This window comes from Microvirga lupini (genome assembly GCF_014191055.1).
GTDB lineage: Bacteria > Pseudomonadota > Alphaproteobacteria > Rhizobiales > Beijerinckiaceae > Microvirga > Microvirga lupini_A.
Window position 1 is genome coordinate 686,330 of sequence record NZ_JACHWB010000003.1, and the last position, 14,656, is coordinate 700,985.

General features: G+C 63.1%; 11 protein-coding genes. All 11 read left to right on the forward strand.

Going from position 1 to position 14,656, the window contains the following annotated elements; all coding sequences use genetic code 11:
* The first annotated feature begins 403 nt into the window (after positions 1-403).
* The 11 genes from proS to dxr all read left to right on the forward strand — a co-directional run bounded on the left by proS (position 404) and on the right by dxr (position 14,645).
* Positions 404-1,732, forward strand: a complete 1,329-nt coding sequence (gene proS, locus FHR70_RS14785) for a proline--tRNA ligase (RefSeq protein WP_183451390.1) — start codon at positions 404-406, stop codon at positions 1,730-1,732.
* Between the two features lie 6 nt (positions 1,733-1,738).
* Positions 1,739-3,028: a lipoprotein-releasing ABC transporter permease subunit gene (locus FHR70_RS14790; protein WP_183451392.1), complete on the forward strand. Its 1,290-nt coding sequence runs from the start codon at positions 1,739-1,741 to the stop codon at positions 3,026-3,028.
* Between the two features lie 2 nt (positions 3,029-3,030).
* Entirely contained in the window at positions 3,031-3,726 is a 696-nt protein-coding gene (locus tag FHR70_RS14795) for an ABC transporter ATP-binding protein (protein WP_183451394.1), read from the forward strand.
* A gap of 392 nt (positions 3,727-4,118) precedes the next feature.
* Positions 4,119-7,592, forward strand: a complete 3,474-nt coding sequence (gene dnaE / locus FHR70_RS14800) for a DNA polymerase III subunit alpha (protein ID WP_183451396.1) — start codon at positions 4,119-4,121, stop codon at positions 7,590-7,592.
* Positions 7,593-8,324: 732 nt separating this feature from the next.
* Entirely contained in the window at positions 8,325-9,347 is a 1,023-nt protein-coding gene (locus FHR70_RS14805) for a 30S ribosomal protein S2 (protein WP_183451398.1), read from the forward strand.
* A 105-nt stretch (positions 9,348-9,452) separates the two neighbouring features.
* On the forward strand, positions 9,453-10,382 hold the full coding sequence (tsf, locus tag FHR70_RS14810) for a translation elongation factor Ts (protein WP_183451400.1): 930 nt from the start codon (positions 9,453-9,455) through the stop codon (positions 10,380-10,382).
* Positions 10,383-10,454: 72 nt separating this feature from the next.
* A complete protein-coding gene (gene pyrH, locus FHR70_RS14815; RefSeq protein ID WP_425487866.1) occupies positions 10,455-11,168 on the forward strand; it encodes a UMP kinase in 714 nt (237 codons plus the stop codon).
* Positions 11,169-11,238: 70 nt separating this feature from the next.
* Positions 11,239-11,799, forward strand: a complete 561-nt coding sequence (gene frr / locus FHR70_RS14820; RefSeq protein ID WP_183451402.1) for a ribosome recycling factor — start codon at positions 11,239-11,241, stop codon at positions 11,797-11,799.
* A gap of 90 nt (positions 11,800-11,889) precedes the next feature.
* Positions 11,890-12,597 (forward strand): isoprenyl transferase, encoded by a 708-nt coding sequence (locus FHR70_RS14825; protein WP_246408169.1) that lies wholly within the window; start codon positions 11,890-11,892, stop codon positions 12,595-12,597.
* A gap of 2 nt (positions 12,598-12,599) precedes the next feature.
* A complete protein-coding gene (locus FHR70_RS14830) occupies positions 12,600-13,454 on the forward strand; it encodes a phosphatidate cytidylyltransferase (protein ID WP_183451407.1) in 855 nt (284 codons plus the stop codon).
* A 6-nt stretch (positions 13,455-13,460) separates the two neighbouring features.
* Positions 13,461-14,645 (forward strand): 1-deoxy-D-xylulose-5-phosphate reductoisomerase, encoded by a 1,185-nt coding sequence (gene dxr / locus FHR70_RS14835; protein ID WP_183451409.1) that lies wholly within the window; start codon positions 13,461-13,463, stop codon positions 14,643-14,645.
* The last annotated feature ends 11 nt before the right edge of the window (positions 14,646-14,656 follow it).

The window sequence follows — 14,656 nt, forward strand, 5'->3', positions numbered from 1 at the left end:
ATGCCTTTACGCGCCTCGGACGGCTCACCAAAAAAGAAAAGCAAGGCTTTCGCCTTGCCTAAACTGCCTTTTGGCAATTTTTGACCCCTGGCTTTCTCAGGCCGGCGCCTGTCTGGCGCTTAGGGGTCTTGTTCCTCCCGAAACTCGGACCGTAGCCTCTGACCTTTCAAGGTCTCAAGACGTTAGGACTTTGTTTATAGTCACCTTCCCTTGGGGTGTCACCGTTCCTAGGCCGCCGATGATGCAAATTTCGGCATTTCATGTATTCATCTTTGGTCTAATCCGCCTTGCCGCAGGCCCTGCGAACCGATGACAGCTTGTCTTTTGCCCGGGGCCTGTGTTGTGTGCGGGAAACGAGTCGTTACTCAGCCTCTGTTCAGATCGAGACCTTAAAAGGCGTCCCATGCGTTTGAGCCGCTACTTCCTCCCCATCCTCCGCGAAACGCCGAAGGAGGCGGAGATCGTCTCCCACCGCCTGATGCTGCGCGCCGGCATGATCCGCCAGGAAGCGGCGGGCATCTATGCTTGGCTGCCGCTAGGCTTGAGGGTCCTGAACAAGGTCAATGCCATCGTCCGCGAGGAGCAGAACCGCTCCGGCGCCATCGAGCTGCTCATGCCCACGATCCAGTCGGCGGATCTGTGGCGCGAGTCGGGCCGCTACGACGCCTATGGCAAGGAGATGCTGCGCATCCAGGACCGGCACGAGCGTGAGATGCTCTTCGGCCCCACCAACGAGGAGATGGTCACGGAGATCTTCCGGGGTTACGTGCGCTCCTACAAGGACCTGCCGCTGAACCTTTATCACATTCAGTGGAAGTTCCGCGACGAGGTGCGCCCGCGCTTCGGGGTCATGCGCTCCCGCGAGTTCCTGATGAAGGACGCCTATTCCTTCGATCTGGATCAGGCCGGCGCCGTGCATTCCTACAACAAGATGTTCGTGGCGTATCTCCGCACCTTCGCCCGGATGGGCCTGAAGGCGATCCCGATGCGGGCGGATACGGGCCCGATCGGCGGCAACCTGAGCCACGAGTTCATCATCCTGGCTTCCACCGGCGAGAGCGAGGTGTTCTGCCATGCGGATTACCTGAACTTCGACATCCCGGCCGAGAACACCGATTTCGACGACATTCCGGGGCTTCAGAGCACTGTCGACAAATGGACGTCGCTCTATGCCGCCACGTCCGAGATGCATGATGCAGGTGCCTTCGAGGCGGTGCCCGGCGACAAGAAGATGTCGGCACGCGGCATCGAGGTCGGTCACATCTTCTATTTCGGCACCAAGTATTCCGAGCCCATGGGCGCCAAGGTGATGGGGCCGGACGGGCAGGAGAGGCCCGTGCATATGGGCTCCTACGGCATCGGCCCGAGCCGCCTGATCGCCGCAATCATCGAAGCCAGCCACGACGAGAATGGCATCATCTGGCCCGAGGCCGTGGCGCCCTTCGATGTGGCGATCCTCAACCTGAAGGCGGGAGATGCCGGGACCGATGCCGCCTGCGAGCGTCTCTATCGCGAGCTCTCCGCCGCTGGTCGCGATGTGCTCTACGACGATCGCGACGAGCGTCCCGGCGGCAAGTTCGCCACGGCCGATCTCATCGGCGTGCCATGGCAGGTGGTGATCGGACCGAAGGGTCTTGCCGAAGGCAAGGTGGAACTCAAGCGCCGCGCCACCGGCGAGCGTGAAACGCTCTCTCTCGACGACGTGGCCGCGCGCCTCGTCGGCCAAAAATAAGCTCTCATGGCCAAGGCACCGGAAGCCAAAGCGGCACCTACTGGGACGAAGCCCTTCTCGCTCTTCGAGTGGATGCTCGCCGGGCGCTACCTGCGCACACGGCGGCGGGAGGGGTTCGTCTCGGTCATCGCCGGCTTCTCGTTCCTGGGAATCATGCTCGGCGTTGCCACGCTGATTGTGGTGCTCTCGGTCATGAACGGCTTCCGCAAAGAGCTGCTCGACAAGATCGTCGGCATCAACGGCCATATCTTCGTAGCGCCTCTGGAGAGCCCACTGACAGATTACCCAGAGGTCGCGGCGCGGATTGCCGCCGTGCCGGGCGTCCGGCGTGCCATTCCGCTGGTGGAAGGCCAGGCTTTCGGCTCCTCGCAGTATAATGGCAGCGGTGTTCTCGTGCGTGGCATCCGCCCTGAGGACCTGCGGAAGATCGAGCATATCTCCGGCAATATCCGCCAGGGCACGCTTGATGATTTCGACGAAGGCGAGGGGGTGGCCATCGGCCGGCGGCTCGCCGATGCCCTTTCGCTCCAGGCGGGCGATACCTTCACACTGATTACCCCGCGCGGCGCTTCCACGCCCTTCGGCACGGCGCCACGGGTGAAGGGCTACCCGGTGAAGGCGATCTTCGAGATCGGCATGTCGGAGTTCGACTCCACCTTCGTGTTCATGCCGCTCACAGAGGCTCAGAACTACTTCAACCGCCAGGGCGACGTGCAATTGATCGAGGTCTATCTCGACAATGCCGACCGGGTGGACGAGGCGCGTGCGGCCATCGACGAGGCAGCCGGCCGGCCGATTCTGATGACCGACTGGCGCCAGCGCAATCGAACCTTCTTCGGCGCGCTCGAGGTCGAACGCAACGTGATGTTCCTCATTCTCACGCTTATTGTGCTCGTGGCGGCGCTCAACATCATCTCCGGCCTCATCATGCTCGTGAAGGACAAGTCGGAGGACATTGCGATCCTGCGTACCATGGGTGCGACGCGCGGTGCCATCATGCGGGTTTTCCTGATCACCGGAGCCTCCATCGGCATCGTCGGCACGATTGCCGGCTTCGGTCTTGGCCTCCTGCTCGCACTCAATGTCGAGACTATCCGCGATGTCATCTCGCGGCTCACGAGCACGAACCTCTTCCCGGCGGAGCTCTACTTCCTGAGCCGCCTGCCGGCCGATGTGAATCCAACCGAGGTGGCGACCATCCTGATCATGGCGATGGTGCTCTCATTGCTCGCGACCCTCTACCCGTCCTGGCGGGCCGCGAAGCTCGATCCCGTCGAAGCCCTGCGTTACGGTTGAGTATGTCGCCAGCCCAATCCCAGCCCGCCCTGTACCTGTCGAAAGTCGAGCGTCGCTACCCGCAGGGCGACAGCTTCCTCGAGGTGCTGCGTGGGGCAGACCTTGCAATCTGGCCGGGCGAGATCGTAGCGCTCATTGCGCCCTCAGGCACCGGCAAGTCCACCTTGCTTCATCTTGCGGGTCTGCTCGAGAAGCCGGATGGCGGCGAGGTGTTCGTCGGCTCGAAACAGACAGCCGCCATGAACGACCAGGAGCGCACGCGCATCCGGCGCGAGGAGCTCGGCTTCGTCTACCAGTTCCACCACCTGCTGCCTGAATTCTCGGCTCTCGAAAACGTCGTGATCCCGCAGCTCATCCGCGGCCTGCCGAAAACGGAGGCTCAGGATCGGGGCAGGCAGCTCCTGACCTTCCTCGGTTTGGGCAAGCGCTTGGACCACCGCCCCGGCGAACTCTCCGGCGGCGAGCAGCAGCGCGTCGCCATTGCCCGCGCGGTTGCCAATGCGCCCCGCCTGCTGCTGGCCGATGAGCCGACCGGCAACCTCGATCCTCATACCGCTGACCGGGTGTTTCAGACCCTCGTGGCCATCGTCCGCGCGTCGAAGCTCGCGGCCCTCATCGCTACCCACAATATGGATCTCGCCGCCCGCATGGACCGGCGCGTGACCATCCGCGATGGGCTGATCGTTCAGCTGCCCTGAGGTTTCACTCTCTCACCGAGACTGCAACAGGCGCCTCCTAGGCGTGCCTGTCTGCGCCTGATTGCGCCTTAACCATTCGTTGACTCCGTCCCAAAGGCGGGCTCTGCACACGCTTTACACAGAACATCCAATGAACAAGGATGAACATATTGGGAACACGGAGATCAGACCATGCTTCGCTTCATCATCGAGACCACCGCCGAAATCGCTTCTCTGGCCATGTTCGGCTCCGCCGTGGCAATCTGGGCTCTGGTCCTTTCTCCCATCGCTTGATACCGGGAATCCACAACAACCCACCGCGATTCACAGGAACATAGTCCTCGACGTCCCGGGTTAGGATTTCTGGGGGAAGAATCGTGCCACTATGCGTGCCATTGGGTGAGTAGAGTTTCATGGCGCGCATTCTTCAGGATATCGGCTTCGTTCATCTGCATGTTCACTCCTCGTATTCGCTGCTCGAGGGTGCCCTGAAGGTCGCGCAACTAGCGAAACTTGCCACTGCCGACAAGCAGCCGGCACTGGCGCTCACCGACACCAACAATCTCTTCGGCGCCCTTGAGTTCTCCGAGAAGATGGCGGGCTCCGGCATCCAGCCGATCGCCGGCGTTCAGCTCTCGGTGTGTTTTGAGGAGGCGGACCCGGTGGCCCGCGTGGTCCCTCAGCCCGCCGATATCGTGCTGCTGGCCCAGAACGAGGAGGGCTATCGCAACCTCATGCGCCTCGTGAGCCAAGCCTATTTCGGCGTGCCGCTCGGCGAGAACCCGCGTGTTGCGGCTCCGATATTGTCGACCCACAGCGAAGGGCTGATTGCGCTGACGGGCGGCTTCACCGGGCCCCTTGACAGCGCCCTGCGCAATGGCGGGCGCCAAGATCTGGCGCAGGCGCGGCTGAATATCCTGAAGGAAGCCTTCGGCCATCAGCTCTATGTGGAGATCCAGCGTCATGGACTGGAAGATGGACGCCTGATTGAGGGCGAGCTGCTGACGCTTGCCGACCGCAATGGTCTGCCGATCGTTGCCGCCAACGAACCCTTCTTCTCCTCGGCTAAGGATTACGAGGCGCACGATGCGCTGCTCGCCATTGCGGAAGGGCAGATCGTCTCCAACCCGGATCGCCGCCGCCTCTCGCCGGAGCACCATTTCAAGACGCGTCAGCAGATGATGGAGCTGTTCGCAGATCTGCCGGATGCGCTGCAGGCGAGCGTCGAGATCGCCATGCGCTGCGCGACGCGCGTGAGGACCCGCAAGCCTATCCTGCCGAGTTTCGGCACCGGCCCGGACGCCGCCACTCTCGACGAAGGAGAGGAGTTGCAGCGCCAGGCTGAGGAAGGTCTCGCCAAGCGCTTAGCCGCGCACGGCCCGGCCCCAGGGCTGACCGAGCAGGATTACCGCGACCGCCTGGCCTTCGAGGTCGGCATCATCCGCAAGATGCAGTTCCCCGGTTACTTCCTGATCGTGGCGGACTTCATCAAATGGGCGAAGGACCACGACATTCCCGTGGGTCCGGGCCGTGGTTCCGGTGCGGGTTCGCTCGTGGCCTATGCGCTCACCATCACGGATCTCGATCCTCTGCGGTTCAGCCTTCTCTTCGAACGCTTCCTGAATCCCGAACGCGTATCGATGCCCGACTTCGACATCGACTTCTGCGTGGAAGGTCGCGAGCGCGTCATCCAATATGTGCAGCAGCGCTACGGCGAGGAGCAAGTCGCGCAGATCATCACCTTTGGTACGCTGCTTGCCCGTGGTGTGCTGCGCGACGTGGGTCGTGTGCTCGAGATGCCGTACGGCCAGGTGGACAAGCTCACCAAGCTCGTGCCGCAGAACCCAGCCAACCCGGTGACGCTCGCGCAGGCCATCGAGGGCGAGCCGAAGCTGCAGGCTGCCATCGAGGAGGAGCCTGTCGTCAAGCGCTTGCTCGAAATTGCGCAGAAGCTCGAAGGCTTGCACCGTCACGCCTCGACCCACGCGGCCGGCGTGGTGATCGGCGACCGCCCCTTGCAGGAACTGGTGCCGCTCTATCGAGACCCGAAGACCGGGATGCGGGTGACCCAGTTCAACATGAAATGGGTCGAGCAGGCAGGCCTCGTGAAGTTCGACTTCCTGGGGCTGAAGACGCTTACGGTTCTGCGCACCGCCGTGGACCTGATCCGGCTGAAAGGCATTGAGGTCGATCTATCGTCCCTGCCGCTCGACGACCGCAAGACCTACGAGATGCTCCGGCGCGGTGAGACGGTCGGCGTGTTCCAGGTGGAATCGGCGGGCATGCGCAAAGCCCTCGTCGAGATGGAGACCGACCGCTTCGAGGACATCATCGCCCTCGTGGCACTCTACCGTCCGGGTCCTATGGCGAACATCCCGGTCTATTGCGCCCGCAAATTGGGCAAGGACGAGCACAACAAGAAGGACTGGTACCCTCACGACAAGCTCGAGCCGATCCTGCGCGAGACCTTCGGCATCATCGTCTACCAGGAGCAGGTGATGGAGGTAGCGAAAGTCCTCTCCGGCTACTCGCTCGGCGACGCGGACCTTCTGCGCCGCGCCATGGGCAAGAAGATCAAGGCTGAGATGGATGCGCAGCGCGAGCGCTTCGTCTCGGGCGCGAAGGAGGGCGGTCTCGACAAGGCGAAGGCCAACGAAATCTTCGACCTGCTCGCGAAGTTCGCCGATTACGGCTTCAACAAGAGCCACGCGGCCGCTTACGCGCTCGTCGCGTTCCAGACCGCCTATCTGAAGGCCAACTACCCGGTCGAGTTCCTGGCCGCGTCCATGACGCTCGATCTCGACAACACCGACAAGCTGTCGGAATTCCGCCGCGAGGCGCAGCGGCTCGGTTTCAAGGTCATCCCGCCTTCCATCAACCGGTCCGGCGTGGTGTTCGATGTGCAATACGATGCGGAGGGCCAGGGGCAGATTCTCTATGCGCTGGCCGCCGTGAAAGGCGTGGGCCGGCAGGCCATCGAGAGCGTTGTCGAAGCTCGCGGGGACAAGCCCTTCAAGGATCTCGCCGACTTCGCTCGGCGCATCAATCCGCGCATGCTCAACAAGCGCACGCTGGAGAACCTGATCGCTGCCGGGGCCTTCGATGAACTGGAGCCGGACCGGGCCAAGGCCTGTGCCTCCATCGACGCCATGATGAGCCTCGCCCAGCAATCCCACGAAGCCGCCAATGGCGGCATGATGGACATGTTCGGAGGCGTTGCTTCGGCCGATGTTCAACTGCGGATCGGCCCTTACGATCCCTGGCCGTCGGCCGAGCGGCTGCAGCGGGAATATGACGCGGTCGGCTTCTTCCTTTCAGGCCATCCGCTCGACGAATACGGCGACCTTCTCAAGAAGCTTCGGGTGCAGACCTGGGTCGAATTCTGCCGCTCGGTGAAAGCGGGCAATTCCGTGGGCCGGGTTGCCGCCACCGTGCTCGACCGGCAGGAGCGCAGGACCAAGACCGGCAACAAGATGGGCATTCTCATGCTCTCGGATCAGACCGGGCAGTTCGAGGCCATTATCTTCTCGGAGGGCCTCATGCGTTTCCGAGAAGTGCTCGAGCCCGGCGCCGCCGTCGTCCTGATGCTCCAGGCCGGGATGGAAGGCGAGGAGGTGAGGGCGCGAATCGGCATCGCCGAGCCTCTCGAAGAGGCTCTCGCCAAGCACCAGAAGGGCATGCGGATCTTCCTGAGAGACGAGCGTCCCATCTCAAGTGTGCAGGAGCGTCTGAAGGCGAGAGGCGAGGGTGAGGTATCCCTGGTCCTGATTCTCGACGATGGCGACCGCGAGGTTGAGGTCAAGCTTCCCGGCAAGTACATGGCCTCGCCCCAGATTGCCGGCGCTCTCCGGGCGGTGCCGGGGGTCGTGGACGTGCATATGAATTGAGGCAGTGCGGAGGTCCTCACTACCAGAGAGGGCTACGCAATGTTCCCACTTTGTTCTTGACAATTCTCCTAAGCTGGGCTATATCATGGTTCATCCTCGTCCACAGAGGGGCGCGCTCGCGAGGCGTCGCAGATGCGGGACGAGGCGCGGTCTCGCCGCAGGTCTCGCACGCCTGTGATCGCGGGTGGCCGATCCTGGCTCAGATCCAGGTCCGCTGAAACAAACCGCGCGTGACGAGCAGGTCTGGCTCTTCGCTTCTCACCACACCCATCGAGCCGGGCTGCCCAGCACGCCTCCCTCGACTGACCTGACGGCTCGCAGCCCACCCGCTGCGGGCCCGAAGGCGCTGGTTGTTTGACAGGCCATCACACACGTCATCCCGGACGAAGCGCAGCGCAGATCCGGGATCGCAGGACCAGTCCAGCACCGTCATCCCGGGGCTGCGCAGCCGAGCCCGGGGTCCATCGCCGCCGACGGTGCAGACAGAGGTGCAACGCTGATCGACATAGTTTGAAACGTTGGCGCTTCTGGATTCTCGCTTGCGCGAGGATGACACCGGGGAGTAGACGGCGCCATGCCCCGGCAGGAGAACGCCCCGCTTGCGTTTCCTCGCGTTTCCCCCTATATGCGCCCGCATCCCACACGCGGAATCCCCTCATATCCCATGAGGAAACCCCGGTGGCCGGAATGTCCGGTCCACTGTTCCGCGGAGGCTTAACCGGAGAATAGATTATGGCGCTTCCTGATTTCTCGATGCGCAGCCTGCTTGAGGCTGGCGCTCACTTTGGCCACCAGGCCCACCGCTGGAACCCGAAGATGGGTCAGTTCATCTTTGGTACCCGCAACAACATTCACATCATCGACCTCGCCCAGACGGTTCCGATGCTGCACCGCGCCCTCCAGGCCGTCAGCGACACGGTGGCCAAGGGCGGTCGCGTGCTCTTCGTCGGCACGAAGCGTCAGGCTTCCGATGCGGTCGCCGATGCGGCCAAGCGTTCGGCCCAGTACTACGTGAATTCCCGCTGGCTCGGCGGCATGCTGACCAACTGGAAGACCATCTCCGGCTCCATCTCCCGCCTGCGCAAGGTGGACGAGATCCTCGCCGGCGGCGGCCAAGGCCTCACGAAGAAAGAGCGCCTCATGCTCGCCCGCGAGAAGGAAAAGCTCGAGCGCGCCCTCGGCGGCATCAAGGACATGGGCGGCACGCCCGACCTGATCTTCGTCATCGACACCAACAAGGAGCAGCTGGCGATCCAGGAGGCCAAGCGCCTCGGCATCCCGGTGGCGGCCATTGTCGATACGAACTGCGATCCGGACGGCATCACCTTCCCGGTTCCGGCAAACGACGACGCCGGCCGTGCGATCTCGCTCTATTGCGATCTGGTGGCCCGCGCTGCCCTTGACGGCATCTCCCGCGGTGCCGGCGACATGGGCATCGACATCGGTGCATCCGAGAACCCGATGGCTGAAGAGCTTCCGGCCAACGACACTGCAACCGCTGCCTATGAGGGCGAGCAGTTCGAGCGTCTGGCGGCTCCCCGCGGCGCTCCGGACGACCTGACCAAGCTCAACGGCGTTGGCCCGCAGCTCGAGAAGAAGCTCAACGAGGCCGGCATCTTCCACTACTGGCAGCTTGCTGCCATGCAGCCGGCCGATGCCGCCCAGCTCGACAAGGACCTGAAGCTGAACGGCCGCCTCGAGCGCGATGGCTGGATCAACCAGGCCCGCTCGATGATCGAAGCCGCTGCTGCGTAAGCCTTACGGCGCCGCAGAATGCAGCGCCGCTTGAACGATTGACCGAGCCCGGCGTTCCACGAGCGCCGGGCTCCCTCTATGCGTAAACCTTTGAAAGGAAATGCCATGGCGAACATTACCGCTGCGATGGTGAAAGAGCTGCGCGAGACCACCAGCGCCGGCATGATGGACTGCAAGGCCGCCCTCGCCGAGACCAACGGCGACATGGAAGCCGCCATCGACTGGCTGCGCAAGAAAGGCCTCTCGAAGGCTGCCAAGAAGGCTGGCCGCGTCGCCGCCGAGGGCCTCGTGGCCGTCGAGTCGTCGGGCCACACCGCGACGATCCTCGAAGTGAACTCCGAGACGGACTTCGTCGCCCGCAACGACCAGTTCCAGGCCTTCGTCCGCGAAGCCGCCAAGATCGGTCTCATGGGCAATGGCACCATCGAGTCGCTGGAAGCTGCTCACTTCCCGGGTTCGCAGACGACCGTGAAGGACCGTCTGCAGGAGCTCATCGCCACCATCGGCGAGAACATGACCCTGCGCCGTATCGCCAAGCTGGAAGTCTCCAAGGGCGTGATCGCGACCTACGTCCATAACGCCGTGACTGAAGGCCTCGGCAAGATCGGCGTCCTCGTTGCGCTCGAATCTGAGGGCGATGTCACGGTCCTCGGCGCGCTCGGCCGCCAGATCGCCATGCATGTGGCTGCCACCAGCCCGGTGGCCCTCGATGCCTCCGGTGTCGATCAGGCGACCATCGAGCGCGAGAGCGCAATCCTGCGCGACAAGAACGCCGGCAAGCCGGACCATGTCATGCAGAAGATCATCGAGAGCGGCCTGAAGAGCTACTTCAAGGAAGTCACCCTCCTGGAGCAGCCCTTCGTGCACGATCCATCCAAGACCGTGACCCAGGTGCTTAAGGAAGCCGAGTCCAAGGCCGGCAAGCCGGTCACCCTCAAGGCCTTCGTCCGCTATGCCCTCGGCGAGGGCATCGAGAAGGAAGAGGCTCCGGACTTCGCGGCGGAAGTCGCCGCCCAGGCCGGTCTCAAGGCCTAAATCGAACCCAAGTAAGACGGCGGCTCTCGGGCCGCCGTTTTCATGAGAGGCTTCGAAAAGAAAGGTCTGACGATGGCGACGTTCCGGCGCATCCTGGTAAAACTCTCGGGCGAGGCCCTGATGGCTCCCGACGGCTACTGGCTCGATCCTCAGATCCTGTCATCCCTGGCTCAAGATCTGGCCCAGGCCACCCGCGCCGGCTTCGAGATCGCCGTCGTCATCGGCGGCGGCAACATCATTCGCGGCGCTCGCATGAGTGCCGCCGGCTGGATCGACCGTCCCACGGCCGATTCCATGGGCATGCTCGGCACGGTCATGAACTCGCTTGCCATCGAAACGGCCCTGAACGCCGCTGGTGTGCCGGCCCGCACCATGTCGGCGGTTTCCATGCCGACGATCTGCGAGACCTATGCCCGCCAGCCCGCCCTGCATCACCTGGATAAAGGCCAAGTGGTGGTTCTGGCCGGCGGCACCGGCAACCCGTTCTTCACCACCGATACCGCCGCTGTCCTGCGTGCCGCCGAATTGCGCTGCGATGCGGTGCTCAAGGCGACCCAGGTGGACGGGGTCTACTCGGCCGATCCCAAGAAAGACCCGCACGCGGTCCGATTCGACCGACTGACCCATGACGAGGCCATCGCCAGGGACCTGAAGGTGATGGATACGGCAGCCTTCGCTCTGGCCCGCGAGAGCAAGCTGTCGATCATCGTGGGCTCGGTGCATGCCCCCAGCTCAGTGACGGCTCTTCTCCAGGGGAAAGTGCCCTCCACGGTTGTTGCCCCTTGATCCAGGGGTCTTGATGCTGGACCCTGGGGGGCGTAAGCCCGTTTAGAAAGTTCGCGTAAGGACAAAACCGATGGCTACGACCTTTGATATCGCCGATGTGAAGCGCCGCATGCAGGGCGCCATCAACGCTTTCAAGAACGACCTGGGCAGCCTCAGGACGGGCCGCGCCTCGCCGAACCTGCTCGACCCGATCCAGATCGATGCCTATGGCGCATCGATGCCGATCTCGCAGGTGGCCACTGTCAACGTGCCGGAACCGCGCCTGCTCAGCGTCCAGGTCTGGGACCGGGGCATGGTCGCCGCCGTGGAAAAGGCCATCCGCGAGTCGGATCTCGGCCTCAACCCCCAGACGGAAGGTCAGGTGATCCGCCTGCGCATCCCTGAGATGAACGAGCAGCGCCGCAAGGAAATGGTGAAGGTCGCGCACAAATACGCCGAAGAGGCGAAGATCGCCGTTCGCCACGTGCGCCGCGACGGCCTGGACCTGCTCAAGAAGCTTGAGAAGGACAGCGCGATCAGCGAGGATGACGGCAAGCGTCATGCCGATCAGGTGCAGAAGGCGACGGATCAGTTCGTGGCCGAGGTCGACACCATTCTGGTCGCCAAGGAAAAGGAAATCATGCACGTCTGATCCTTAAGGCGTGCATTGGAACAGGACATCATGAGCGGCGAAGCCAAACGGTTGGATCCAGGCTTTGCCTGCAGGGAAGCAGGCGAGGGGATGCCGGCCCACGTTGCCATCATCATGGATGGGAATGGCCGCTGGGCTGCTCAACGGGGCTTGCCTCGCTTCGAAGGGCACCGGCGCGGTGTCGAGGCGATCCGCCGGGCCGTGCGCATAGCGGGAGCCTTGGGGATCCGGTACCTGACAGTCTACAGCTTCTCCGCCGAGAACTGGCGGCGCCCGGCTGAGGAGGTCTCGGACCTCATGGGCCTCCTCAAGCGCTTCGTCAGGCACGATCTGGCCGAACTCCATGCCAACAACATCCGGGTTCGGATCATCGGCGAGCGGGACGGGCTGGCCTCCGATATCCGCCTCCTCCTGGATGAAGCCGAGCAGCTCACCCGCTCCAACACGGGTCTCACCCTGGTCATTGCCTTCAACTACGGTGGGCGGCAGGAGATCGTCGGCGCCATGCGGGCGCTTGCACGGCGAGTGAAGGAAGGCAGTCTCGATCCAGCCGATATCGACATGGATTCGGTTGGGGCAGCTCTCGACACCCATGGCATACCGGATCCGGATCTGGTCATCAGGACGTCCGGGGAGCAGCGGGTCTCGAACTTTCTGACGTGGCAGACAGCCTATTCCGAGTTCGTGTTCCTGCCGTGCTACTGGCCTGATTTCGACGAGACCGCGTTCAAATCGGCCATCGATGAGTATTGCAGACGAGACCGCCGGTTCGGTGGGCTGAGCGCCCGGGCTGTCTGACGATGGTTGCGGACGAAGGCTCATCGCCGCCTCACCCTAAGCCGGTCCCGTCCAGGGAACTATCGACCAGAGTTCTATCGGCCCTTGTCATGGTAGCCGCCGCGCTGCTCACAGCCTATCTGGGCGGCTGGGCCTTTGCCCTGTTCTGGCTGGCGGCCGGCATCGCCATCGTGGTCGAATGGACCGATATGACAGGGATCGAGCCCAGGCGCCTTGTTCAGGGGATCCTTGGTCTCGGCCTTGTGGCCTTGACGCTCCTCTTCCTGCTCGGTGCCGGATTTTGGCTGACCTCTGCCGTAAGCCTTGCCTTCTTGGCAGCCGGTGCCTTTATCGCCTCAGGCGCTCAGAAGCGAGTTTGGGCCGTTTCGAGCTTTATCTATGCGGCCCCGATCGTCCTTGTTCCGCCGATCGTGCGCGACCATCCCGATCTTGGGATCCTCGGTCTGCTCTGGATGTTCGCCGTGGTTTGGGCCACCGATATTGCAGCCTACTTTACCGGTCGTGCCCTCGGAGGGCCGAAGCTCTGTCCCCCCATCAGCCCTAAGAAGACGTGGTCCGGCTTCATCGGCGGGGTCGTTGCTGCGACGGTAGCCGGGCTCCTTGTCGCATCGTTTGGCCAGCGCTATGGCGCCAGCCTGCCTCTGACTCTTCCTGGCATTGCCGCTCTTTCAGTCGTGGCATCCGTCGCCAGTCAGGTTGGCGACTTAGGCGAGTCGGCCCTCAAGCGTCATTGTCAGGTCAAGGATTCGAGCCATCTCATCCCAGGCCATGGCGGCGTGATGGACCGTCTCGACGGCTTCTGGGCTGTTTGCCTCATCGTCGCCCTTGTTCTGCTGACCGTTGATCCCACCGTATAGGCCCTGATGACCCGTTCCCTCACGATTCTTGGAGCAACCGGCTCGATCGGCCGTTCGACGGCGGATGTCGTGCTGGCGCATCGCGACGAGTTCAGGGTCGAGGCTGTTGTCGGCGGCCGCAATGCCCTGGCCTTGGCGGAGGTCGCCCGCCGGCTTGGGGCGAGATTTGCAGCACTTGCCGATGAGGGCGGAGCCGCGACCTTGCAGCAGGCGCTCTCGGGGACAGGGATCGAGAGCGGAGCAGGACAGAGCGCTGTACTGGAAGCCGTCGAGCGTGAGGCCGACATTATCCTTGCCGCCATCAGCGGAACTGCAGGCCTTGTGCCGACCTATGCCGCCCTTAAACCGGGGAGGCGCATTGCCCTGGCCAATAAGGAAAGCCTTGTCTGTGCCGGCGACGCCTTCATGACGGATGCTCGCCGCCTCAATGTCGAGATCATGCCGGTCGATTCCGAGCACAACGCTCTGGAGCACGCCTTGGCCGCCGGTCTCAACCGGGATGTGGAGAAGGCCGTGATCACCGCTTCGGGCGGCCCATTCCGGACTTGGTCCCGGCAGCGGATTTCAAGCGCCAGCGCCAAGGAGGCTTCTGCTCATCCGGTCTGGTCCATGGGATCGAAGATCAACATCGACTCGGCCACCTTGATGAACAAGGGTTTGGAACTGATCGAGGCTCATCACCTGTTCGGTCTCGGCGCAGAGCGCCTCGATGTCCTCGTCCACCCGGAAGCCATCGTTCACGGCTTGGTTCAATGGACCGATGGTGCCGTGACTGCAGGGCTCGCTCTGCCGGACATGAAGGTTCCTATCGCCAATGCTCTCCGGGGCGACAGGCGCCTGAGAATGGAGCTGCCTCGTCTCGATCTTGCCGCGATTGGCCGTTTAAGCTTCGAGCGACCCGATGACGACCGTTTTCCGTGCCTGGCCTTGGCAAAGGCGGCGCTCCGGGCCGGAGGGGCGATTCCCACGGTCTTGAATGCCGCCAACGAGATCGCCGTAGAGGCCTACATGGCAGGCTCAATCGGATTTTATGATATCCCGGAGACGGTTGAGAGAGTTTGCTCGACTTTCTCTGGAAGACAGATTTCAACACCTGCGACCGTCGCGGAGGCCCTGGCCATTGATCGGGAGGCCCGGCAGACGGCGTGCAGGCTCATTCCAGCCCCTGTTGAGGCCGTGCAGGTTCGATAGGGCGCGAAAGG

Coding starts and splice junctions, on each gene's coding strand:
- proS (WP_183451390.1), top strand. CDS start 404: ATGCGTTTGAGCCGCTACTTCCTCCCCATCCTCCGCGAAACGCCGAAG.
- FHR70_RS14790 (WP_183451392.1), top strand. CDS start 1,739: ATGGCCAAGGCACCGGAAGCCAAAGCGGCACCTACTGGGACGAAGCCC.
- FHR70_RS14795 (WP_183451394.1), top strand. CDS start 3,031: ATGTCGCCAGCCCAATCCCAGCCCGCCCTGTACCTGTCGAAAGTCGAG.
- dnaE (WP_183451396.1), top strand. CDS start 4,119: ATGGCGCGCATTCTTCAGGATATCGGCTTCGTTCATCTGCATGTTCAC.
- FHR70_RS14805 (WP_183451398.1), top strand. CDS start 8,325: ATGGCGCTTCCTGATTTCTCGATGCGCAGCCTGCTTGAGGCTGGCGCT.
- tsf (WP_183451400.1), top strand. CDS start 9,453: ATGGCGAACATTACCGCTGCGATGGTGAAAGAGCTGCGCGAGACCACC.
- pyrH (WP_425487866.1), top strand. CDS start 10,455: ATGGCGACGTTCCGGCGCATCCTGGTAAAACTCTCGGGCGAGGCCCTG.
- frr (WP_183451402.1), top strand. CDS start 11,239: ATGGCTACGACCTTTGATATCGCCGATGTGAAGCGCCGCATGCAGGGC.
- FHR70_RS14825 (WP_246408169.1), top strand. CDS start 11,890: ATGCCGGCCCACGTTGCCATCATCATGGATGGGAATGGCCGCTGGGCT.
- FHR70_RS14830 (WP_183451407.1), top strand. CDS start 12,600: ATGGTTGCGGACGAAGGCTCATCGCCGCCTCACCCTAAGCCGGTCCCG.
- dxr (WP_183451409.1), top strand. CDS start 13,461: ATGACCCGTTCCCTCACGATTCTTGGAGCAACCGGCTCGATCGGCCGT.